This window comes from Actinomadura violacea (assembly GCF_017573465.1).
Lineage (GTDB): Bacteria > Actinomycetota > Actinomycetes > Streptosporangiales > Streptosporangiaceae > Spirillospora > Spirillospora violacea.
The window spans coordinates 101,604-121,780 of record NZ_JAGEPF010000028.1; the positions used below are offsets into that span (position 1 = coordinate 101,604).

18 protein-coding genes and 1 pseudogene are annotated in these 20,177 nt (G+C 70.5%); 10 read left to right on the forward strand and 9 right to left on the reverse strand.

Features of this window, described 5'->3' with window-relative positions; translation table 11 throughout:
* Positions 1-6: 6 nt before the first annotated feature.
* Genes pqqB through pqqE form a run of 4 tightly spaced genes read left to right on the forward strand, consistent with a single transcriptional unit; the run spans position 7 to position 3,068 of the window.
* The gene (gene pqqB, locus J4709_RS38920) at positions 7-909 is read left to right on the forward strand and encodes a pyrroloquinoline quinone biosynthesis protein PqqB (RefSeq protein WP_208249036.1); all 903 of its coding nucleotides are present in this window, start codon (positions 7-9) and stop codon (positions 907-909) included.
* Positions 906-1,679: a pyrroloquinoline-quinone synthase PqqC gene (gene pqqC / locus J4709_RS38925; RefSeq protein ID WP_208249039.1), complete on the forward strand. Its 774-nt coding sequence runs from the start codon at positions 906-908 to the stop codon at positions 1,677-1,679. Before pqqB ends, pqqC begins: the two co-directional genes overlap by 4 nt.
* Complete coding sequence (gene pqqD / locus J4709_RS38930) at positions 1,669-1,953, forward strand: pyrroloquinoline quinone biosynthesis peptide chaperone PqqD (RefSeq protein ID WP_208249042.1); 285 nt, start codon at positions 1,669-1,671, stop codon at positions 1,951-1,953. Before pqqC ends, pqqD begins: the two co-directional genes overlap by 11 nt.
* Positions 1,950-3,068 (forward strand): pyrroloquinoline quinone biosynthesis protein PqqE, encoded by a 1,119-nt coding sequence (gene pqqE / locus J4709_RS38935; RefSeq protein ID WP_208249045.1) that lies wholly within the window; start codon positions 1,950-1,952, stop codon positions 3,066-3,068. Before pqqD ends, pqqE begins: the two co-directional genes overlap by 4 nt.
* Positions 3,069-3,085: 17 nt before the next feature.
* On the opposite strand, the gene J4709_RS38940 is transcribed toward pqqE, so the two are convergent.
* The 6 genes and pseudogenes from J4709_RS38940 to J4709_RS54000 all read right to left on the reverse strand — a co-directional run.
* Complete coding sequence (locus tag J4709_RS38940) at positions 3,086-3,760, reverse strand: TetR/AcrR family transcriptional regulator (protein WP_208249048.1); 675 nt, start codon at positions 3,758-3,760, stop codon at positions 3,086-3,088.
* A 102-nt stretch (positions 3,761-3,862) separates the two neighbouring features.
* The gene (locus J4709_RS38945) at positions 3,863-5,698 is read right to left on the reverse strand and encodes a bifunctional sugar phosphate isomerase/epimerase/4-hydroxyphenylpyruvate dioxygenase family protein (protein ID WP_208249051.1); all 1,836 of its coding nucleotides are present in this window, start codon (positions 5,696-5,698) and stop codon (positions 3,863-3,865) included.
* A gap of 122 nt (positions 5,699-5,820) precedes the next feature.
* On the reverse strand, positions 5,821-6,507 hold the full coding sequence (locus tag J4709_RS38950; RefSeq protein WP_208249054.1) for a response regulator transcription factor: 687 nt from the start codon (positions 6,505-6,507) through the stop codon (positions 5,821-5,823).
* Complete coding sequence (locus J4709_RS38955) at positions 6,504-7,781, reverse strand: sensor histidine kinase (protein ID WP_208249057.1); 1,278 nt, start codon at positions 7,779-7,781, stop codon at positions 6,504-6,506. The genes J4709_RS38950 and J4709_RS38955 overlap by 4 nt, the downstream gene beginning before the upstream one ends.
* A 7-nt stretch (positions 7,782-7,788) precedes the next feature.
* Entirely contained in the window at positions 7,789-8,676 is an 888-nt protein-coding gene (locus tag J4709_RS53995; protein ID WP_307801940.1) for an MMPL family transporter, read from the reverse strand.
* A gap of 289 nt (positions 8,677-8,965) precedes the next feature.
* Positions 8,966-10,111 (reverse strand): annotated as a pseudogene (locus J4709_RS54000) (MMPL family transporter); the annotation flags it as partial.
* Between the two features lie 125 nt (positions 10,112-10,236).
* On the opposite strand from J4709_RS54000, the gene J4709_RS38965 reads away from it, so the two are divergent.
* The 3 genes from J4709_RS38965 (at position 10,237) to J4709_RS38975 (ending at position 12,697) form a co-directional block, all read left to right on the forward strand.
* Positions 10,237-10,923, forward strand: a complete 687-nt coding sequence (locus J4709_RS38965) for a TetR/AcrR family transcriptional regulator (protein WP_208249059.1) — start codon at positions 10,237-10,239, stop codon at positions 10,921-10,923.
* Positions 10,924-10,965: 42 nt separating this feature from the next.
* Positions 10,966-11,898, forward strand: coding sequence for an MBL fold metallo-hydrolase (locus J4709_RS38970; RefSeq protein WP_208249061.1), 933 nt, complete (start codon positions 10,966-10,968; stop codon positions 11,896-11,898).
* 499 nt (positions 11,899-12,397) lie between these two features.
* A complete protein-coding gene (locus J4709_RS38975) occupies positions 12,398-12,697 on the forward strand; it encodes a hypothetical protein (protein WP_208249063.1) in 300 nt (99 codons plus the stop codon).
* A 137-nt stretch (positions 12,698-12,834) separates the two neighbouring features.
* On the opposite strand, the gene J4709_RS38980 is transcribed toward J4709_RS38975, so the two are convergent.
* A complete protein-coding gene (locus tag J4709_RS38980) occupies positions 12,835-13,086 on the reverse strand; it encodes a DUF4873 domain-containing protein (RefSeq protein ID WP_208249065.1) in 252 nt (83 codons plus the stop codon).
* A 581-nt stretch (positions 13,087-13,667) separates the two neighbouring features.
* Positions 13,668-13,955 carry an ArsR/SmtB family transcription factor gene (locus J4709_RS38985; protein WP_372442212.1) on the reverse strand — a complete coding sequence of 96 codons (288 nt, stop codon included), beginning with the start codon at positions 13,953-13,955 and terminating at the stop codon, positions 13,668-13,670.
* Between the two features lie 267 nt (positions 13,956-14,222).
* Here J4709_RS38985 and J4709_RS38990 point away from each other — a divergent pair, with 267 nt between their 5' ends.
* Both J4709_RS38990 and J4709_RS38995 read left to right on the forward strand, forming a co-directional pair.
* Positions 14,223-15,203, forward strand: coding sequence for a cation diffusion facilitator family transporter (locus tag J4709_RS38990; protein WP_307801941.1), 981 nt, complete (start codon positions 14,223-14,225; stop codon positions 15,201-15,203).
* Between the two features lie 773 nt (positions 15,204-15,976).
* The gene (locus tag J4709_RS38995; RefSeq protein WP_208249069.1) at positions 15,977-17,020 is read left to right on the forward strand and encodes a WD40 repeat domain-containing protein; all 1,044 of its coding nucleotides are present in this window, start codon (positions 15,977-15,979) and stop codon (positions 17,018-17,020) included.
* 610 nt (positions 17,021-17,630) lie between these two features.
* On the opposite strand, the gene J4709_RS39000 is transcribed toward J4709_RS38995, so the two are convergent.
* Positions 17,631-19,007 carry an alpha/beta hydrolase family protein gene (locus J4709_RS39000; RefSeq protein WP_208249070.1) on the reverse strand — a complete coding sequence of 459 codons (1,377 nt, stop codon included), beginning with the start codon at positions 19,005-19,007 and terminating at the stop codon, positions 17,631-17,633.
* A gap of 75 nt (positions 19,008-19,082) precedes the next feature.
* On the opposite strand from J4709_RS39000, the gene J4709_RS39005 reads away from it, so the two are divergent.
* Positions 19,083-20,057, forward strand: coding sequence for an ArsR/SmtB family transcription factor (locus J4709_RS39005; RefSeq protein WP_208249072.1), 975 nt, complete (start codon positions 19,083-19,085; stop codon positions 20,055-20,057).
* Positions 20,058-20,177: the final 120 nt, after the last annotated feature.

Below are 20,177 nucleotides of genomic sequence, written 5' to 3' on the forward strand. Positions count from 1 at the left end.
ACGCCGATGAGGGTGCGGATACTCGGCACCGCCGCGGGCGGCGGCGTTCCCCAGTGGAACTGCGCATGCGAGGGATGCGCCGCCGCCCGCGCGCACCCGTCCCGGCGCCGCCTCCACGCCTCGATCGCGGTCGAGGCGTCCGAGGGACGCTGGTACGTGGTGAACGCGACGCCGGACATCGCCGAGCAGATCGAGACGAGCACGGAACTGCGCCCGGGACCGGGCCTGAGGCAGAGCCCGGTGGCGGGAGTGGTCCTGACCGACGCCGAACTCGACCACACGCTCGGATTGCCGCGGCTGCGGGAGGCGCCGAGCCTGCACGCCATCGCGACCGCCACCGTCCGCGACGCACTGGCACGCGGACTGCGCCTGGACCGCGTGCTGGCCCCGTACGCCGGGCTCACCTGGACGGACCTCACGGAGGAAGGCCCCGTTCTACTCGACGACCGCGAACACGTGGAGTTCCGGGCCGTCGGAGTCTCGGGCAAGCGCCCCCGCTATGCGGCCGACCTCGCGATGGGCGACGGTGCCTGGTCGGTGGCCTTGCACATCACCGACCGGCGCAGCGGCAAGAGCCTCGTCTACGCACCGGCGGTCGCCGGCTGGCCGCCCGCACTCGACCGCGCGCTCGCGGCCGCGGACTGCGTCATCGTCGACGGGACGTTCTGGGACGACGACGAACCGCGCCGCTCCGGGTTCACCGAGCGGACCGCCACCGGCATGGGACACCTGCCGATCAGCGGCCCGGACGGCACGGCGGAACGGCTCCGGAAGCTCCCCGCCGCGCGGCGCCTGTACACCCACCTGAACAACACCAACCCCCTCGTCGACCCCGGCCACGACGGCCACCGCACCCTCGCCGGGATGGGCATCGAGGTCGCATCGGAAGGCCTGGTGATCGAACTGTGAACGCGGCATCGGCGCACGCCCCGCACCGGAGCACCCGCCCCCGGCCCTGGACGCCCGACGAGCTGGAGCACCGGCTGCGCGGGCTCGCCGCCGAGCGCTACCACCACCGGCACCCGTTCAACCTGCGCATGCACGACGGCCTGCTCTCGCCGGAGGAGCTGCGCTGCTGGGCGCTGAACCGCTTCCACTACCAGCGGCACATCCCGATCAAGGACGCCCTCATCCTCGCCAAGCTCGACGACCGGGAGCTGCGGCGCGACTGGATCCGGCGCATCCACGACCACGACGGCCGGGACGCAGACGCGAACGGTCCGGGCGACGCCGGCGGGATCGAGCGGTGGCTGCGCCTCGGCGAAGCGGTCGGCCTGGACCGGGTCCTGCTGCTGTCGGGAGAGGGCGTCCTGCCGGGCGTGCGCCTCGCCGTCGAGGGCTATGTGAACTTCTGCCGCCTCGGCACACCGCTGGAGGCGATCGCCTCGTCCCTGACCGAGCTCTTCGCGCCCGACCTGATGGTCACGAGAATCGGCGCCTGGGAACGCCACTATCCATGGATCGAACCGGACGGGCTGCGCTACTTCCAGGTCCGCGTGCGGCAGGGCCGCCGCGACGCCGACGAAGCCCTCGCGCTGGTGCACCGGTGGGCGGAGACGCGCGCCGACCAGGAACGGGTGCTGGCCGCCTTCGCGTTCAAATGCGATGTGCTCTGGTCCCTGCTGGACGCGGTCGAGCACGCGGTCGCCCTGAACCCTGGATCCGCGGATGCGCACTGAGCCCGCTCCACCGATGGCGGCGACCGGCCGGCCGGCGCTCGTCCCCGCGGTCATGCTCCGCTATGACCGGGTCCGCCGCGCTGACCTGCTGCTGATGCCCGAGCGCGCCGTCCTGCTCAGCCCGGAAGCGGGCCGCATCCTGCGCCTGTGCGACGGCCACCGCACGATCGCGGACATCATCGCCGCTCTCGCCGTCGACCATCCGCACGCCCCACTGGAACGGGACGTGCCCGAGTTCATCGACAGAGTCCGCGCCGAAGGGTGGCTGCGATGACCGGACCCGCCGCACCGTGGGCGCTGCTCGCCGAGCTGACCCATGCATGCCCCCTGCACTGTCCCTACTGCTCCAACCCCCTCGAACTGGTCCGCCGGAGCACCGAACTGGCGGCGGACGAGTGGGCGCGTGTCTTCACCGAGGCCGCCGACCTCGGGATCGTCCAGGCGCACATCTCCGGCGGCGAGCCGCTCCTGCGTTCCGACCTGGAGCAGATCGTCGCGGCGGCGCACCATGCCGGCGTCTACACCCAGCTCGTCACCAGCGGCCTCGCGCTCACCGCCGACCGGCTCGGCGCGTTGGTCGGCGCGGGACTCAACAGCGTGCAGCTCTCGGTACAGGACGCCGACCGGAAGAACTCGGATCTCATCGCGGGACGCACTTCGTTCGCGGCCAAGGAACGGGCCGCAGGGATCATTCGCGCCACAGGACTGCCTTTCGGGCTCAACGTCGTCCTGCACCGGCACAACCTCGACCGGCTGGCCCAGATCATCGAACTCGGAGAAAGCTGGGGAGCCGACCGGATCGAACTGGCCAATACCCAGTTCTACGGATGGGCCCTCCGCAACCGGGAAGCGCTGCTCCCCAGCAAAGAGCAACTCGACCGCGCCAAGCGGACGGTGGCCGACCACCGCGCGAAGTCCCGGGGCCCGGAACTCGTGTGGGTCCTTCCCGACTACTACGAAGGAGTGCCGAAACCGTGCATGGGCGGCTGGGGCGCCCGCTCCATCACCGTGGCGCCCGACGGCACCGCCCTGCCGTGCCCCGCCGCCTACGCCATGACGGACCTGCGTCCGCCGAACGTGCGCGACCATTCACTGGCGTGGATCTGGCAGCGGTCCGAGGCCTTCGACGCCTACCGCGGAACCGAATGGATGAGCGGACCGTGCAGTGAATGCCCGCGCCGCGAGACCGACTTCGGCGGATGCCGGTGCCAGGCGTTCGCCCTCACCGGCGACGCCTCCCGTACGGACCCGGCCTGCGCACTGTCGCCCGACCACCACCTGGTCCGTGACCGTGCCGCCCTGGCCGGCGGCGAGGCGGGAACTGCGCCGGACTTCGTCTACCGGAGACCCGGTGGCGCCCGGCGCGCCACCGCGGACCAGGAGGGTTGACGCACGTCGGCAGGCGATCAGGGGCGGGCGGCTCGGCGGCCGGCACCCGTGAGATACGCGACGACCATTTCCCCGATCATCTCCCGGTGACGCTCCCGATGCTCCGGAGCGGTCATGTTCCGCCCGAACAGCGCACCAAAAGTGTGCTGATTGGCGATCCGGAAGAAACAGAACGAGCTGATCATCATGTGCACGTCGATGGCGTCCGCCTCGGCCACGAAGTCGCCGGCGGCGCGCCCGGCGTCGAGGATCTGCGAGATCAGTTCCGCCACGGGGCCGCTGAGGTTCTCCAGCGCCTCCGATTTGCGCAGGTGCTCGGCCTCGTGGATGTTCTCGATGCTGACGAGCTTGATGAAGTCCGGATGCGCCTCGTGGTGGTCGAACGTCAACTCGGCCAGCGTGCGGATGGCCTCCACCGGCGCCAGATGCTGGACGTCGATGGTCGACTCCAGTTTCCGCACCTCGCTGTAGGCCTTCTCCAGCACCGCGAGGTACAGCTTCTCCTTGCCGCCGAAGTAGTAGTAGATCATCCGCTTGGTGGTGCGCATGAGCGCCGCCATCTCGTCCACCCGCGCGCCGGCGTACCCGTGCCGCGCGAACTCCCGCTGCGCGACCTCGAGGATCTCCGCGCGGGTGCGGTCGGCGTCACGCCGGCGCTCGCCCGAAGCGGGGGTGACGGACTGCGGCGACATGTGACTCCATGAGACGGTTGCGGACGAGGACACATCCTATGGCGACCCGGACTCGGCCTCCGCGCGCTGACCAGCAGTGGTCCCAGGGCGGCGGCCCCCGGTTCAATCGGACCGGTGGCGCGGCCGGACGTGCTGCGCCGCCAGCCGGACCGGCGCGTTGACGGCGCCATATCCACGGTAGCCGCCGATGCGCTGGACGATCTCGAAGAACACGCGCCCGGTCGTCCCGGTATAGAAATGCAGGAACTCGCCCTGCTCGTCCCGGTCGTAAAGGAGATTCAGTTCGCGGAGGAGCCGATGCCTTTCCGGGCCGAGGTCGTAACGCGCCACGAGATCATCGTAGTAGTTCTCCGGAATGGAGAGCATCGAGGCACCCGCCGCCCGGAACCGCCGGGCGGTCGCCACGATGTCCCGGCTGGCGAAGGCGATGTGCTGCCAGGCCAGGTCGTGCGACCCGTCGTACGCGCTGACATTGGCGACATTGAGCGCCACGCGTACCGCGCCGTCCTCGGTGGACACGGCCCGGCTCCGCATGAGGCCGTACGGGTCGGGCAATTCGAGGCTTTCGTGAGGGCGAAGCCCCAGAACGCTCCGGTAGAACAGTGATGCCTCATCGAAATGATGCCACGGCTGCGTCAGCGCCACATGGTCGATATGAGTGATCTCGCCGGCCGAGCCGGCGCTCCGGCGATCCTCCGAGAAATCATCGATCCAGCTCGGATGGTCGGGACGCGCCGTCCGGCAGAAGAACACCTCGGTCCCGTCCGGCGCGGCGACGGCGTCCAGCGGAGCGTCATGCGGCCCTCGCATGCGCGGCAGCACGGGGGACAGCAGCGCCTCGGCCCGCTTGACCGAAGCGGCCGGGTCCGGTGATTCCAGCCCGATCGCGCCGAGCGCGGGACCGTCGGGGCTCTCCGTGCTCCCGCTGTTCACCAGCACACGAGCCGCTCCCTGCTCCCACAGTTCCACCGGTTTACCGGAGTGCGCGCCCGTCCGCGCGAAGCCCAGAGCGTCCAGCAGGGTCCCGAGCGCGCCCATGGAAGGTGCCGCCACTTCGGCGAATGCGAAGCCGGTCGGCACAACGGGAGGCGGCGGGGACGACAGGCTCGTCACCGTTCTCCCCATGCGCAGGCCCACCTGCTCCTCCAGGGCGATGAGCGAGCGCATGGCATCCTGCGCGGTACGCATGGAGGCCGCCTGCCGGAAGATGTCGTTGAACACCTCCAGTGACAACGGACCGTCGTATCCGGTCCGCAGCACATGGGCGACGAGCCCCGCCACGTCCAGGTCGCCCTGTCCCGGAAAGCAGCGGTAATGGCGGCTCCAGTAAAGGACGTCCATCGGCAGGGACGGAGCGTCGGCAAGCTGGAGAAAGAAGATCTTCTCGCCAGGGATCGTGCGGATGGCGTACGGATCGACATCACGGGCCAGAATGTGAAAACTATCCAGGCACACCCCCAGATTGGGGTGGTCCGCCATCCGGACGATTTTCCAGGCGTGGAAGTAGTCGCTGACGTGCCGTCCCCACGCGAGCGCCTCGTAAGCGATCCGGATTCCATGTTCCGCGGCGCGCTCCGCCAGCAGCCAGAGCTGCTCGGCGGCGAGCGCGTCATCGTCGATCGCGGCGCGGGACACGCTTGAGCACACCAGCATCCGCGTGACGCCGAGCCGCTCCATCACGGCGAACTTGTGCTCGGCGCGCCGCAGCCCGTCCGCCAGCGTGTCGGGCGGCACCGCCTCGAAGTCGCGGAACGGCTGGTACAGCTCGATGGCCAACCCGAGATCCGCCGCACGCCGCCGTACGTCCTCGGGGCTCAGGCCGCTGACCAGCAGATCGTTCTCGAAGATCTCCACCCCGTCGAAGCCGGCCCCGCCGATGGCCGTCAGCTTGTCCGCCAGCGAGCCGCTGAGCGACACGGTCGCGATTGACCTGCGCATACCGCGATGTGCTCCTTCGTTATGGACGAACTAGTACGTTAGCTTACATTCGCGATGTGATCCACGGCATGGTCAGGCGCCGCCGGGATGCTCAGCGGCATGCCCGCGGCGCCGTCACCGGACTACGGCAGGTGGTCGTCGCCGGGGGCGGCGTGGACCAGGCCCGTCCGGTAGGCGATGACGACGAGTTGCGCCCGGTCGCGGGCCTCCAGCTTCGTCATGGCGCGCTGCACGTGGGCGCGGACGGTGAAGGGGCTGAGGAACTCCCGCTCGGCGATCTCCTGGTTGGACAGGCCGGTCGCGACCAGGGCCACCATCTCGCGTTCGCGCGGGGTGAGCGCGGCGAGCCGTTCGGCGTGGCGCGGCGGGGCGACGTCCGGTGTGGCCAGGAAGCGGGCGACCAGGGAGCGGGTCGCGGCGGGGGACAGGAGGGTGTCGCCGTCGGCGATCGTCCGCACGGCGTCCAGCAGGTCCTCGGCCCCGATGCCCTTGCCGATGAAGCCGCCGGCCCCCGCGCGCAGCGCCTGCGCGACGTACTCGTCGGTCTCGTAGGTGGTGAGGATCAGGATGCGGGTCGCGCGCAGGTCCGGGTCCGCGCAGATCTCCGCGGTGGCGGTGAGACCGTCGACGTCGGGCATGCGGATGTCCATGATCACGACGTCCGGGCGCAGGTCCCTGGTGAGTCTCACCGCCTCCTCGCCGTCGGCTGCCTCGCCGACCACGGTGATGTCGTCGGCGGTGTCGAGGAGCATCCGGAAGGCACCGCGCAGCAGGGCCTGGTCGTCGGCGAGCAGGACTCGGAGCGTCACGGCGCGTCCCCAGCCTCTGCGGTGGCCGTCCGCCCTTCGACCGCCACCGTTCCGCCGGCCCTCCGCGTCGTGTCCTTGGCGGGCGGGAGGGGCAGCTCGGTTGACACGAGGAAGCCGCCCTCGGGACGCCTGCCCGCGGTGAGGTGCCCGCCGACGGCGGTGGCACGCTCGCGCATCCCGATCAGGCCGTAACCGGGTGGACGGTCCGGCGCCCCAGTCGGCGATGTACGGGCGCCCCGTCCGTCGTCGGTGACGGTGATGGTCACGCGGTCGTGGTTCCAGGTGAAGCGCACTCGGGCGCTGCCGGTGCCGGCGTGCTTGGTCACGTTGGTCAGGGCCTCCTGGACGATGCGGTAGGCGGTGAGGTCCAGACCCGGCGGCAGCGGCCTGGACGTGCCGTCTTGATGCACCGCCACCTCCAGTCCCGCGCGGCGGAAGGATTCGAGGAGCGTGGGAAGCCGGGACAGCCCGGGCGCCGGTTCGGCGGGCGCGGCCGCGTCCCCGGTCTGGCGCAGCAGGCCGACCGTGGCCCGCAGTTCGTCGAGCGCGTCGGCGGTGGTCTCGACGAGTTCCTTCAGGCTCGTGCGGGTCTGCTCCGGGCGGGTGTCGAAGAGGTGGGCGGCGACCGTGGCCTGCGCGTTGGCCAGGGTGATCTGGTGGGCCACGAGATCGTGCAGTTCCCGGGCGATGCGCAACCGTTCCTCTGCCACGCTCCGGCGCGCCTCGCTCTCCCGGGTCTCCTCGGCCCGCCTGGCCCGCTCCTCCATCGCCGCCAGATAGGCCCGCCGGTTCTGCGTCGAGTGTCCGAGGATGCCCGCCACCAGCGGGAACGCCGCCACCGTCGCAATCCTGCTCGCGTCCTGCCAGGAGAGCGTTCCGAACGTGACCACGAGATTGGAGGCGACCAGCAGTGCCGCCGAGGTGAGCAGCGCCGCGCCCGCCGCTCGCCGTTCGGTGCGCACGGCGAGCGAGTAGGCGACGATCACGGCGGGGGCCACGATGGGCGGGCTCAGCAGAAGGTCCAAAGGCGCCACCAGCATGCCGCATGCGGTCGTGGCCGCCATCGCGGCCAGGGGTGTCCTGTGCCGCGCCGGCAGCACGGCACAGCACACCACGGCGATGAGATAGGCGGCGACGGGCGGCGGTGTCAGCGACTTGTCGTCGACCGCCAGCGCGCCGCCGAGGAGGCAGAGTGCGAACGCGACCGCCGTGATCGCGCCCTCCCGCCACCACATGCCGCGTGGCCGCGGGCCACCGTCGCCCGGCTTCGTCATGGCCGGCTCAGCGCCCGTCGACGGAGATCGACGGCACCACCGCGTCCGGTGCGGTCGCGGCGGCCGGGGCACGCCTGCTCAGCGCCTCGCCCTCGATGTCGACATTCGGCAGCACGCGCTTCAGGCTACGCGGCAGCCACCACGCCCGGTGGCCGAGCAGCGCCAGGACCGCGGGCGCGATCGCCATCCGGACCACGAAGGCGTCGAAGGCGACGGCGGAGGCCAGGCCGAGGCCCATCGTCTGGATGGTCGGGTTGCTCATCCCGACGAATCCGGTGAACACGCTGATCATGATGATCGCCGCCGCGGCCACCACACGCCCGCTGTGCCGGAAACCGCTGACGATCGCCTCGCCGGGGGACGCGCCGTGGACGTAGGCCTCCCGCATCCGGGTGAGGAGGAAGACCTCGTAATCCATCGCGAGCCCGAACACGATCCCGATGATGAGAATCGGCATCAGCGACATGACCGGCCCGGTCTGCTCGATGCCGATCAGGTCCGCCGCCCACCCCCACTGGAAGACCGCGACGAGGACGCCGAAGGCGGCGCCGACCGACAGCAGGAAGCCGAGCGCGGCCTTGACCGGGACCAGGACCGACCGGAAGACCACCATCAGCAGGAGCACGGCCAGGCCGATGACCACGGTCAGATAGGGGAGCAGGGCGTCGGACATCGCTTCGGAGATGTCGATGTTCAGCGCGGTGGTGCCGGTCACCAGGATGTCGGTGCCCGTCCGGGCCTCGACGCCGGAGACCGCCGTCCGGATGGCGTGCACCAGGTCCTTGGTCCTGCCACTGGCCGGCGCGGTCCGCGGGACGGCGGTGAGGACGGCCGTGTCCTCGGCCCGGTTCAGAACCGGACGGTCGACCGACGCGACCCCGTCCAGGCCCCGCACCGTCTTGACGACCTGGTCGATGGCGGCCCGCGGGTCCCGCGGACCTCGACATGTCCACGACCACGGTCAACGGGCCGTTGAAGCCCGGGCCGAAGCCTTCCGACAGCAGGTCGTAGGCGCGGCGCTGGGTGGTCTCCACCGACTTGGACTCGTCTCCGGGCAGCCCCAGTTCGAGGCTCAGCGCGGGCACGGCCACGGCGCCGAGACCGAGCCCGCCGACCAGCAGCACCGTCACCGGCCGACGCAGCACGAGCCGCGCCCAGCGGGTACCGAGCCCGGGCCGGCCGGCCGCGGCGGACGCCGGCCGCCCGCTCCCCGCCGGGGCGGCCTTGCGGACGGCGCGCGACAGCACCCGCCTTCCGAAGAAGCCGAACAGCGCGGGGACCAGGGTCAGCGCGACGAGGACGGCGAGAGCCACGGCGCCCGCCCCGGCCATGCCCATCTTCGTCAGTTCGGGGATCCCGACGACCCCCAGCCCGACCAGGGCGATGAAGACGGTCGCCCCGGCGAAGACGACGGCGGACCCGGCCGTGCCCACCGCCCGGCCGGCGGCCTCCCCCGGCTCGCCGCCCCGGGCGCGCTCGTCGCGGAAGCGGGAGGTGATGAACAGCGCGTAGTCGATCCCGACCGCCAGCCCCAGCATCAGCGCCAGGATGGCGACGGTGGACGTCAGGCCCAGCGGAACGGCCAGCGCGGTGACCAGGCCGAACGCGATGGCCACGCCCCAGAAGGCGGTCAGCAGCGACAGCCCGGCCGCGACCAGCGACCCGAGGGCGAGGACCAGCACCACCGCCGCCACCACCACGCCGATGATCTCGGTCGTACCACCGGGAGCCTCTTCCGCGTCCAGGGCCGAACCGCCGATCTCCACCGTCAGCCCCGCGTCCCGGGCCCTGCCCGCCGCGTCCTCAAGGGCGCTCTTCGTCGGCTCGGTCAGGTCGACGGCGTCCGCGGTGTAGGTGATCGTGGAGTAGGCGACGGTGCCGTCCTTGCTGACGGCACCGGTCTCGTAGGGGTCCGTTGCCGACGCGACCTGATCGCCGTCCTTCAGCGAGCCGAGCGCCTCCTCGACGGCCGTCTTGTTCGTGCCGGCCGTCACCCGCTGCCCGTCCGGGGCCTGGAACACCAGGCGGGCCTCGGCGCCCTGGGCGTTGCTCTGGGGAAAGCGCTCGTCCAGCAGATCGAACGCCTTCTGCGACTCGGTGCCGGGCATGGAGAGGTCCTCGTCCTGCCCGGCCGGCGCCGTGGCGGCGGCTACCCCGGCGAGCACCAGGACGCCCAGCCACAGGGCCACCACGAGCCGGCGCCGCCGGAAGGCCCACCGTCCGACCCGGTAGAGAAATGTCGCCACCTGTCGATCACTCCAGACACCGCTTGGGAAATGCGCGGGATTTGCGCGCCTCCAACGCTTCCCTCCGGCGCCCTGGCGGGGCATCGTCCCCTGCCGCCGTCTTCCCCTGGTGCACCCGGACCAGCCGCCCAGGTCTCCTAGTGCCTGCGCACTAGCCCGGATTAAGTTAGACTGTACTGTAAAGTCTAACTTTGAGGGAGCGGAGTGACGTGATCGAACGGTCGAGCACGGACCAGCCGGGGGTGCGGCGGAGGGAGCCCGGACGCCGTAGGTCGGCCTCCGACGAGAAGATCCTCGCAGCGGCGAAGGAACTCTTCCTGGCCGACCGCTACGACGGGGTCACCCTGGAACGGATCGCCGAGCGCGCCGGAGTCTCACGGCAGACCGTCTACAACCGTTTCGGCTCGAAGGAGACGGTCTTCCGAGAGATGGTGCGCCACCACTGGTCGGCGTTCGCCGGCCCGGACCGGAGCCTCGTCGATTGCGACGCCGGCGCGAGCGCCGAGGAGGTTCTCCGTGGCTTCGCCCGGTCACTCCAACGCTTCGCGACCGAGACCGACCAGATCCGTTTCGCCCGTCTCGTGGTGGCCGAGTCAGGGCGCCAGCCGTGGATCGCGGACGAGTTCTACCGGATCGGCAAGGGACCCGTCGTGACCGCGTTCGTCGGCTGCCTCGACGGTCTGGTCAGCAGCGGCCGCCTGCGGTGCCCGGACACCTACCTCGCGGCGCGCCAGTTCATGGGCCTCGTGCAGGAGTTCCTCGTCTGGCCGGGAGTCATGGCCTTCGAGGAAGAGGTGGCCGTTCAGCCCTCCGCGGAGGTGGTGATCGAGGAAGCCGTACTCGGCTTCCTGGCCCGCTACGCCCCTGCGTCCCACGAACCGGCGCCGCCTGCCTGAGCCGCCCGTATTCCGCACCCGGCTCTCTTCGGAGTATCCGTCATGCCCGCAGACACCATTTCGCTCGGCGATGTCGAGATCACCCGCGTTGTCGAGTGGTCCGGCCCCATCCGCACCGCGCGCTTCATCATCCCCGACAGCAGCGAGGAAATCTGGCGCGACAACCAGGAGTGGCTGGCCCCGGACTTCTGGACCCCCGCGGATGACGCCTACCGCTGCCACATCCAGACCTGGGTCCTGCGCAGCGAGGGAAAGACCATCCTGGTGGACACCGGGGTCGGCAACGACCGCGAGCGCCCGCAGATCCCGCAGTTCGCCGGGTTGAGGACCGACTACCTCACCCGCCTGCGCCAGGCCGGCGTCGCTCCCGAGGACATCGACGTCGTCGTCAACACCCACATCCACTACGACCACGTCGGCTGGAACACCGAATCGCGTGACGGGCAATGGCTGCCCACCTTCCCCAACGCCACCTACCTGATCCCTCGCGCCGACAACCTCTACTTCGACCCGGAAAGCCCCCGCCGCAGCAGGGCGCCGCGCGACGAGCACGAACGCATCCGCTGGGAAGGCAGCAAGCTGGTCTTCAACGACAGCATCGCCCCCATCCACCGAGCCGGACAGGCGGTCCTGTGGGAGGACGCCAACCGCATCGACGGCAACCTGCTGCTGGAGGCCGCACCGGGCCACACCCCCGGCTCGTCCGTCCTCACCCTCCGCTCGGGCACCGACCGCGCCGTCTTCGTCGGGGACATGCTGCACAGCCCCGTCCAGGTCCTGGAACCCGGATGGAACAGCTGCTTCTGCGACGACCTGCAACTCGCGGCCAAGACCCGCCGCGCCTATCTCTCCCGCGCCGCCGAGCTGCGAGAACTCGTCATCCCGGCCCACTGGCCGGGACGCGGAGCCGCCGAGATCCGCAAGGACGGTGACGCCTTCGGCATCACCGCATGGGCCGCCTTCCCTCGCAGCTGACCCGGACAAGCAAAAGGCGGGAGCCGGCCCCAGGTCGACCCTCCCCAGCCCACCAGGCCACCACGCGCACGCCGCGCTGCGGCTGCCGGTCTTGTGCAACGTCGGATACCTATCGAAGGTACGGCAGGCCCGGCCGCCACCTTCTGATTCGCACTTCGCGCTGCCCTTGCCGAACAGGCCGAGACGGAGGCCTTCACAGGCCTCACGGCGGCGGTCTGGAGACCGTGGTGCGAAGGATGTCGGCGGGTGCGCCACTGACGGGGGGCTGCGGTGACGTACACGGCCGCCGGCTGCAGCGGCCCGTCGGGCGTTGGCCGGGGGAGGACGGGTCGACGAGAAGCGCCGACCAATCGGTGAGCCGTCCGGTCCTGCAGAGCCTGGATCGGTGACCGTGCGCGGCCGGTGGTGGGCGTGTCGTCCGGACGGTCGGTGTGGCCACATCTGCGTAGGGTGCCTGCATAGGGTGTGGTCACACCTGGCGGCGAGAGGTACCAGCCCCATGAGGCTCGAACTCACCAACTACGAGGCCCTGCACGGATGGGGCGTCGTCAACAACAGTGCCGCGTGGCATGCTCAGCACAACCGCAAGCCCCCCGCGGCCGAACAGGCAGTCGGGGACATCCTCTTCACCGCCTACGACTGCCGGACCGACACCACGACCACGGTCGAGCTCAGCGACGACGAGCGCGCGAGCTTGGCCGAACTGGTCAGCGAACACATCGCATCGTGGATGAAGCGCGGCCAGGAGAACGCCGCAACGCCTCACCTGCGCTCGCTGGTCATGAAACTGGGCGGCTGAGCACCTTCGAGCCGTCGAGTCTCACAACTACGGAACAAAAACGTAAGTCGGCTCTTGAGATCGGGATGCTGGAAAGGCCTGGTGGCGATTGCCCGCTCGCCGCGATGGCGTGTGAGCTCGCCGGTCGGACGGTGTGCTCAGGCGAAGGGCGGCGGACCACTTCCGATCAGGCTGATGACATCAGACCAGGCTTCGGAACCGCCGAGCGTGACCTGGGCCTCGCGGCCGTCGGGAAGTCTCAGTGTCTGGTCGTGCGAGGCGTCGGCATCGAAGTCGGCGATGGTCGCGGTCCCGGACCACTCCCGCTGCTTGGAGCGCAGATCGACGTAGACCTCGACCTCGGATCCGCCGCTGTTGATCAGGACGGCGGGTCCCCGGTAGCGGCTCACGCCCGGATCCTCTCATCGAGGCTGCTGTGGACTGTGTTCATGAAGACGAACCATAGCGTTGAGGTCGGACGTTCCCGGCCGTGCCGCTCCAGTACTCGTCGCGTGGCAGTGGAGCCACGGTTGGGACGTTGCGTACGCGCGCCCCATCGATCCATGCGCACTGGACCCTGAGAGTCTTGGCGCCGCCACGGTCCGGGGCCCAAGCCCCCGCGCAAGCCTCACGCCTTCGCGCCCGGCGTCCGCCCCGGGGCAATATCACGTCGCGCCCGCCGCGAGCACGAGCCCGGCCGCGGCGATCAGCTGCTCCACCACATGCCCGCCAGGGGCGTGCCCGCCCCGTCGGCAGCGCTCCGAAGACCGCGCCGACAGCCGACCCGTGTGGCTGGGCCTGTCAACGATCGCGCTGCCGCAGCCGACATTGCCGACCGGGTCCAAGCCGGCGGTCCGGGCCTGGCCGATCCGCCGGGGGCCTCACCTTGTACCACCTTCGCCCTGTCCCGCGTCCCCCAGGCCATCGGGTCCTGACCTGAACGACAGCGCGATCAAGGGGCGCTGCCACTGACCGGTGCAGCAGTCGTGTGTCAGTCGTGGGGCGGGAGTTGGCCGATCTGGTGGTCGGCGACCTGGAGCGCCTCGTCGACCAGGCGGCGCAGATGCCCGTGCCGCAGCGCGTACACCACCCGTCGCCCCTCCTTGCGGGTGGTCACCAGCCCGGCCAGCCGAAGCCTGGCCAGGTGCTGGCTGACCGAGGTCCGCGAGGCCTTGGTGCACTCGGTCAGCGTTGTGACATCGGCCTCGCTCTCCCCGAGACGGCGAAGCAGGGCCAGGCGGGTGGGGTCGGCGAGCAGGCCGAGAATCCGCGCGGCCACCTCGATCCGTTCGCCACCCTCTGGCTGTTGCGACCCGTGTGCACCTGATAGATGCATGCGTGCGCTCATATGCACATAATGGTGAGGAGAAGCTCCGGCGTCCAGCCCGACCAGCGTCCACGAGAGGCACACTCGGTGAGCGACCACACCCACAGCCCCGAGCCGCACGAACCGGAACGGCACCGACCAGAGTGGCTTGAGCAAGGTGCGCCCGCCCCGCATGACCACGGTCACGGTCACGGGCATCGGCATGGACGCGGCTCGTGGGTGCGGCTGCGGCATCAGCTCGCGCATTTCGTCACCCCGCACTCCCATGAGGCGATGGACAAGGTCGACACGGCCATGGAGACCTCGCGCCAGGGCATGCGGACGCTGTGGCTGTCGCTGGGCGTCCTGGGGGCGACCACCATCGTTCAGGCGGTGATCGTTGCGATGTCAGGATCGGTGGCGTTGCTGGGCGACACCATCCACAACGCCGCCGACGCTCTGACCGCCGTGCCGCTGGGCATCGCGTTCGTGCTGGGCCGCCGCGCGGCCAACCGCCGCTACACCTACGGCTACGGCCGCGCCGAGGACCTGGCCGGCATCGCCATCGTGCTCACCATCACCGCCTCCTCCGCCGTGGCCGCCTACGAGGCCGTCGACCGGCTACTGCACCCGCGCGACATCACCCATGCAGGCATCGTCGCCATCGCCGCGGTGGTCGGGTTCATCGGCAACGAGTGGGTCGCCCGCTACCGCATCCGCACCGGCCGCAAGATCGGCTCGGCCGCGCTGGTCGCCGACGGCCTGCACGCCCGCACCGACGGCTTCACGTCCCTGGCCGTGCTGCTCGGCGCAGGCGGCACCGCGATCGGCTGGCGCTGGGCCGACCCCGTCGTCGGCCTGCTGATCACCGTCGCGATCCTCATGGTCCTCAAAGACGCCGCCCGTGAGGTCTACCGCCGCCTGATGGACTCGGTCGACCCCGCCATGGTCGACACCGCCGAAACCGCACTGCGCGACGTCGACGGCGTCCGCGGACTCGGCCAGGTCCGCATGCGCTGGATCGGCCACGCCCTGCGCGCCGAGGCCGACATCATCGTCGACCCCGACCTGACCATCGTCCAAGCCCACCGGGTCGCCGTCGACGCCGAACACGCCCTCATCCACGCGGTTCCGCGGCTGACCGCCGCCACCGTCCACACCGACCACCTCACCCACGGCAACGACCCCCACCAGCCCCTGGCCCACCACACCGGCGCCTGACTCAGGACGACCGGCGACGTGAGGTCGCGGCTGATCTCCGTGAGCGGATCCGGGCGTTCGCATCGGGATCGCTCGAGCACAAGCCGCTGGTGCTGGAGGTGTCGTGAGCCCGCTGCCCGACCAGTCGAAATGGGACTAGACGATCTAGGGCTGGACAAGGCCGGACTCCGGAAGCCGTCTTGTCAACAGAAGGTTAGGGGTTCAGTCCCCTCGCCGGCTCCTAACGACCTGCCTGCCGCCCCGCGCGTCCTCGCCGAGGTAGACGACGCCTTGGCCGCCTTCGCCGAGCCGACTGGCCAGCCAGCACGCGCCGGGCCGCTCCGGGATTCGTTTGGAATCCCCCGCGCGGGGGCGAAGGAACGCCAGAGATCAATCATCAGCCAGGGCCACCTCCGGACGGCGGGTGCCGACCCCGCGCCGCAGGGGCTGTGCGTCTCCGGCCCGTCGAAGCGTGATGCCCACGCCCGCCTGCGTCCGGGCCTGGCCAGAGACGGCGGTGAGCGCCCTCATGGACCACGACTTCTTCTCGGAAAATTCAGAAAGGAAGGACCTGATCCGTGTGGCGGCCGCCGCAATGGCGGCGATCGGGGGGCGATGTGGGCGCGATCTACGGAGTAGATAGCATCAAATCCGTACACGTCACTCCGTCGAAATCCTCCATTACCAATTGTTCGAGATTGGTCTCGGAAAGTAATCCCGAGCATCGCCAGTCCGGATCGGCCGCGTGGCCGTCCGGTGCAGATCCGTAGCGGTCTGCGGAGAGGAACGCCGTCATGATGGGTGAGTCGTCTTCAGCGCAGGACGCGGGAACAAGAGGACTGCTCAGGCGGCGGAGCGTCCTGCTCGCCGGGGTGGGGACAGCCGCCCTGATGCTGTCCGACGCCTGCAGCGGCAGGCATGCCGGCGCCTCCGGCGGGCGGAAGACCGCCCGCCCGCAACCGCTCGGGAGCGGACGCGCCCTTTCCGGCAGTGGCGGTGCCGCCTGCGTCGCGTTCAGTCCGGACGGCAAACTCCTGGCCACCGGTGGCCAGGACAAGACCGTCCGATTGTGGAAAACGGACACCGGCGCCCGAATCGCGACCCTCAAAGGCCACGTGGAGGTGGTCGTACAGGTCGCATTCAGTCCGGATGGCAAGACCTTGGCCAGCGCGGGCGATGACAGCGTATTGCTGTGGGATGTGGCCCGGCACGCCCGGATCGGCATCGTCTTAGGCCATGAGAAGGCGGTCGACGCAATCGCGATCAGCCCGGACGGAAAGACGCTGGCCAGCGGCAGCGTTGATGAGACCATTCGACTGTGGCGCATGGCCGACCAGTCCCGCATCGCCAAGATCGAGCCTCAGGCCGCGACGGTCAGCGCGCTGGCGTTCAGTCCCGACGGCAAGATCCTGGCGAGCGGCCACGACAACTCCGTCGCCACCGGGGGCCACAGCATCCGGCTCTGGAGCGTGCCGGGCTGGAAGCCCGTCGGCACCCTCTCCGGCCACACCCAGGAGGTCGAGACGCTGGCCTTCAGCCCGGACGGCCGGACGCTGGCCAGCGGCAGCGGCGACGGCACCGTCCGGCTCTGGGACATGGCGGCGAAGACCGCCGCCGGCATGCTCACCGGCCACCAGAGCACCGTCGACTCCGTGGCCTTCGCCCCCGGCGGCAAGGCCCTGGCCAGCACGAGCTCCGACAAGACCACCCGCCTGTGGGACGTGGCCGCCCGCAGGACCACCCGCACCGGCGCGGGCGGCGGAACCGTCGCGTTCACCCCGGATGGCACGATCCTCGCCGGTTCGACCGACGACGCCGTCCTCCTCTGGAGCCTCTGACCCAGGGGCCTCTGCTCGGCAACCAGCCGATCGCCGAGCCGCCCAGCCTCATCATGCTGGCCCTGCCTGCCGGACGGGGTGGTGCGGGGGATAGCCCGCCACGTCGGCTGCGGCCCGCTCCAAGCCGCAGGGCCGAGTTCCGTTGCCTCGATGTATTGGGCGGCTCCACCACCGGGGCGTCACGGTGATGCGCACGCTGCCGACCGCCCTTGCCGACCCCGACACCCTCCTGGTGCTGCCAGCCAACCTCGCGGCCGTCCATGCTCAGGTGATCACGGCGATCGGGAGCCCCTGCACAGCAGGGCCTACTTGCTCGCAACCCGCCTCCAGTAACTAGCGGACGATGGCCGGTGCCGTGTGTGCTCGGCGTGGACGACTTCACCCCGCGCAAGCGCCTCGATTACGCCACCGTCCTCATCGCTGCCCAGACCCGGCAGCGCGTCGAGGTGCTGCCCGTGCGAGGCCGGTCGCCGGTGGCGCGGGGGCACGCGGGGAGTGGCGTGCGGCGCGCAGGTTCAGTTGTTACTGGGTGGTGGTCGGTTGCGTTGTGGTCCTGGGAGGAGGTCAGAGGCCATGGTTCGCCCCCGCAGACCATGGCCTCTGACTGTGGCTATGGGCGCAGGTACGGGCCTGGGTGGTGGCGGGTGAAGGACGGGCTCGTCGGGTGCAGGCCCGGTTCGGGGTCTGTGTCGAAGACGGTCTGGTAGTCGGGGCCGAGCCCGACCGCGGCGCTGTTCAGCGCAGCCGGTTCGGTGGTCGGCCAGTGGCGGGTGTTCATTCGGGTCAGGAGGGTTCGGAGGGTCGTGATCTCTTCGGAGGCGGTGAAGCTGCAGTGGTAGCCGCGGTCCACGTAGAGCTGCTTCAGGTTGGCCGGGTTGCCCGCGCGACGCACCTGGGTGGCGTACCAGCGCTGGTTCTCCGGGGGGACGTTGCCGTCGCCGGTCGTGTGCAGGGTCACCACTGGCCAGGGAGTGCGGCCGGTGGGGGTCCCGTAGCGGGCGAGGTAGCGGACGGCCGTGGGGTCGGCCTTGACACGGGGTGCGGCGTTGAGGCGGGCGAGGTCCTCGCGAAGGCTTAGGCCGGCTTCGCTGTAGGCGCGTTTCACCAGCTGCTTCTGGGTGGAGCGGGCTAGGAGCGTCCGGTAGTCCACACCCGTGTTCCAGGACGGGTTGCCGCCGGCGCGCTGCTCGATGTCGGTGCGGTTGAGGCCCCAGAAGGCGCCCCGGTCGTAGGCGGCGTAGTAGGCCTGCTGTTCCACCTGACCGGCGACCGTGTCGGGTGCCGGCGCGCGTGCGGCGTAGCGGCCGGGGATGTCGGCGAGAGCGGCGGCGAGGGCGAGGCGAGCGCGCCCCTGGGGGTTGTCGAGGGCGGCGCCCAGTGCGCGGCGGGCGTTGGTCGTGTTCTTCTGCGGGTCCTTGATGCGGACCAGGTCGAGGTCGGGTGCGAGAAGTGTCTTGATCGCGAAGTTCGCGTCGAGGGCGCTGTTGAAGTGCCCGGTCGTGCCGCCGAGGACTCCGCAAAGGGAGGCGACACCGGCGAAGCGGCGCGGGTCGCGTTCCGCCAGCAGGACGGCGGTGAGGCCGCCGGCGGACGAGCCCGCCGAGATGGTGCGGCGAGGCTTGCCGATGTTCGTGGTGAACCAGTCGAGCAGGTCCATCTGGTCCTTCAAGCCCGCCTCGACCACACCCCAGCCGCGCGGGACGCGGAGTTGCGAGGCGGCCAGCGCGTATCCGTGGTCGAGCAGCCACTGCTTCGTGGCCGGGTGGTTCGTCAGTTCGATGTCCGAGGGCGCGGGGGACTCCAGGCTGTACGCGCCATGGCTCCACAGAAGAAGCGTCCCGTTCCAGTGGTCGGGGATCTCGACGCGGTAGGGAACTCCGTCGATGTCGCCGTCACGGACATCGGCGCGGGCGGGCAGCGCGACCGCGGTAAGGGCGGCGAACACCATCAGCGGAACGGTGCGGCACAACAGGCGGAGGCGGTTCATGCCCCGCACCTTCCAGGGGGCTCCGGCCCCGGTGCAATGATTTTGAAAATAGCCTAAATGTTGTAAATTCCGGCCATGCTGCGGCTCTGGCTCGACTACGAGGACCTCACCCGGATCCGCATCACCCCGGGCCTCTCGCCGATCGCCCAGACCGTTCTCGGCGCCCAGGCCCTGCGCGGGGCAGGGCCGGAACCGGTTCTCGGCCCATGGCGGGCGCGAACGCGCACGAGGCTCACCGGCCCGTCGCGTCTGCTGCTCGACCTGGTCCCGCCCGGACGCCTGCTCCCCGATTTCCTGACGCCGTACACCCATGTGCCGGGGTTCGAATCGGAGCTCGACGCCGTCGCCTCGACGCCCCTGCGGCGCGTCCGCGCAGAACTGGAGCGGACGTACGGTCCACGGCCGCCGGTCTCGTGGCTTTCCCGCCTGGCCGCCGGAGATTCGGAGGCGATGCGGGCGCTCATCTGCGGGCTCCGTGACTTCCACCGGGTCGCGCTGGCCGACCTGTGGGCCGGCATGGGCGCCCACCTGTCCGCCGAGGCCGGCGGGCATGCCCGGAGGATGGCCGACCGCGGAATCGGCGGACTGCTGGGGAGCTTGCACACTGGCATCCGCTGGACGCCACCGGTTCTGGAGATCGAAACGCTGCGCGACGGCGACGTGCGCCTGCAGGGCCGGGGCCTTCAGTTCGTCCTGTCGCCGTTCGTCACCGAGCCGCGTGTCCTGATCGCCGGCGACGGTCCGGTGGCCGTGGTGGTTCCCGCGTCGCGGCCGTTCGGCGTGACGGGCGGGCGCGACACCCTGCCGCAGGTGTTCGGACGGACGCGTGCGGCCGTGATCCAGGTGGTCGGCGCGCAGCGGGAGCTCACGACAGGGGCGCTGGCGGCCCGGCTCCAGATCAGCGCGGCGTCCGCGTCCCAGCACGCCACCGCCCTTCGCGGCGCCGGTCTCATCACCAGCGAGCGCCGGGGCAAGACGGTGCACCATGCGCTGACCCCGCTCGGCGAGCGCTTCCTGCACGGTTCGAACCTGCCGGAAAGCCAGGAATGACCGCGGAACGCCGTCTCCTGGCACGGGGCGGGGTGTTCAGGCCGTCAGCGGCGGCAAAAGCCCTTGGGGTTCGAGGGCATGCGCTCATTGCAGCGGACGCGGCTGGTCTTACTTCCGCCC